2 protein-coding genes are annotated in these 1,815 nt (G+C 58.0%); one reads left to right on the top strand and one right to left on the bottom strand.

Annotated features, from left to right (window positions below; all coding sequences use genetic code 11):
- The first annotated feature begins 459 nt into the window (after window positions 1-459).
- The gene (locus VSX60_RS22210; protein WP_327626409.1) at window positions 460-891 is read left to right on the top strand and encodes a MucR family transcriptional regulator; all 432 of its coding nucleotides are present in this window, start codon (window positions 460-462) and stop codon (window positions 889-891) included.
- A 481-nt stretch (window positions 892-1,372) separates the two neighbouring features.
- Here the strand turns inward: VSX60_RS22210 and VSX60_RS22205 are convergent, their stop codons facing one another.
- Window positions 1,373-1,636 carry a DUF2312 domain-containing protein gene (locus VSX60_RS22205; protein WP_327626408.1) on the bottom strand — a complete coding sequence of 88 codons (264 nt, stop codon included), beginning with the start codon at window positions 1,634-1,636 and terminating at the stop codon, window positions 1,373-1,375.
- Between the last annotated feature and the right edge of the window lie 179 nt (window positions 1,637-1,815).

The following is a 1,815-nucleotide window of genomic DNA, read 5'->3' as shown; positions in this document are numbered from 1 at the left end:
CTCTGGCGTGCAGTCGGCAACATCTGCGACCTGTTCGAGCCCGAAGAATGTTGGAACTACCTCAAGGCCGCTGGCTATGTTGCAGATTAATCGCCTGACGCTCTAGACGCCGCCGGAAGGCCCGATCTGCTTCCATATCTGTCATAGCGAAGTTTCTCACGGGTAGGTTGCAAGAATTCCTTTGCTCCCTCCGAACCTTGTCAATCCTTACGCCGTTGTAATGATTCCCTCTCGTCCCTGTTGATTTCAGCTGTTTACGTTTGTCAAAAGCGGACAAAAATCTTGGGATTGTAACCAAGCATATTGACATTAAGTATATGCCTATAAATACATGGATGTGAGTGGCAAGGTCGGATAAAGCAGCGCCACCGTTCAATTATCTGTTTTACGAACGATATCGGAACATAGACATTCCGCTGTGGCTTGACCGGCGGGCTACTGAGCACAATGGGGCAAAACATGGACCAGATCGCAAACATCGAAAACAACGAAATGCTGATGGAATTGACGGCCGAAGTGGTCGCCGCCTATGTCAGCAACAACTCGCTTCCGGTGTCGGAACTGCCGGGCTTAATCTCGGATGTGTATGGGGCGCTTGGCAGCACTACGAACGCTCCTCAGGCTGTTCAGGCCGAGAAGCCGAAGCCGGCCGTCCCGGTGAAGAAGTCGGTGACGGACGATTACATCATCTGCCTCGAGGACGGCAAAAAGTTCAAGTCGCTGAAGCGTCATCTGATGACCCACTACAGTCTCTCGCCGGAAGAGTATCGCGAGAAATGGGATCTTGCGCCTGACTATCCGATGGTCGCGCCGAATTATGCTGCGGCCCGCTCGCGTCTGGCCAAGCAGATGGGTCTCGGCCACAAGCGTCGCCGCGCCACCGCCCGCTAAGCAAAGGTCAGCCGACCCGCTTCTAGGTCGCGTCGTAATACCAACCTGCGGCGATAGGGACCTATTCGATGGCGCTGAATGGGCTTGTCCGGCCAGGTGCGACGCGCGGTTCGATGCGGCGCATCGGGCTANACCAACCTGCGGCGATAGGGACCTATTCGATGGCGCTGAATGGGCTTGTCCGGCCAGGTGCGACGCGCGGTTCGATGCGGCGCATCGGGCTAGCGGTGCGACGCCGTCCGGCAAGCCCGTCCTGCCCACCGAAGGCCGGGCGCTCGCCGCGCCTGGCTTCGTCGCGGGCCTCGCCCGATGCGCCGCATCGCGCGTCGTCCCGCTCCTTGCCATGCATCGGCGACCGTCCCGGTCGAATGGGTTCCTATCGCCGCAGGTTGGTATAAGCCATCAAGGCATCGCAAAAAGCCCGCCGGATCGTATCCGGCGGGCTTTTTGTAATTGAGGCCGAACAGGGCGCTGGTCGACATCAGTCTTTCGGCAGATCCGCTGCCATGCCGAGCGCCTGCAGATAAAGGTCGAGGATGGCCTCCTGCTCCTGGCGTTCGTTCTGATCCTGCTTGCGCAGCGAGACAACCCGACGCAGCACCTTGGTATCGAAGCCGTTGCCCTTGGCCTCGGCGTAGACATCCTTGATGTCGTCGCTGATCGTCTTTTTTTCTTCCTCGAGTCGCTCGATCCGCTCGACGAAGGAGCGCAGTTGATCCTGGGCGACACCATTCACGTCGGACATGTTTCCGTCTCCGTAAGGCGCATTCATGGGATGAGTCCGCCGCACCTAGCAGACCTCGGTGATTCGTTGAAGGTAGTGTCCGCTTTGATGGTGGAAAATCGGACCTCGAATGGTGTGACGGAAGTGGCCACCGGATTGGCCGGCTAAGGTGGAGTTGCGAGACTTCAACCTGACCGGAG

Source organism: Aurantimonas sp. A3-2-R12 (genome assembly GCF_036016755.1).
In the GTDB taxonomy this organism is placed as follows: domain Bacteria; phylum Pseudomonadota; class Alphaproteobacteria; order Rhizobiales; family Rhizobiaceae; genus Aurantimonas; species Aurantimonas coralicida_A.
This window is presented reverse-complemented; position numbering and strand designations above follow the sequence as displayed.

Coding starts and splice junctions, on each gene's coding strand:
- VSX60_RS22210 (WP_327626409.1), top strand. CDS start 460: ATGGACCAGATCGCAAACATCGAAAACAACGAAATGCTGATGGAATTG.
- VSX60_RS22205 (WP_327626408.1), bottom strand. CDS start 1,636: ATGTCCGACGTGAATGGTGTCGCCCAGGATCAACTGCGCTCCTTCGTC.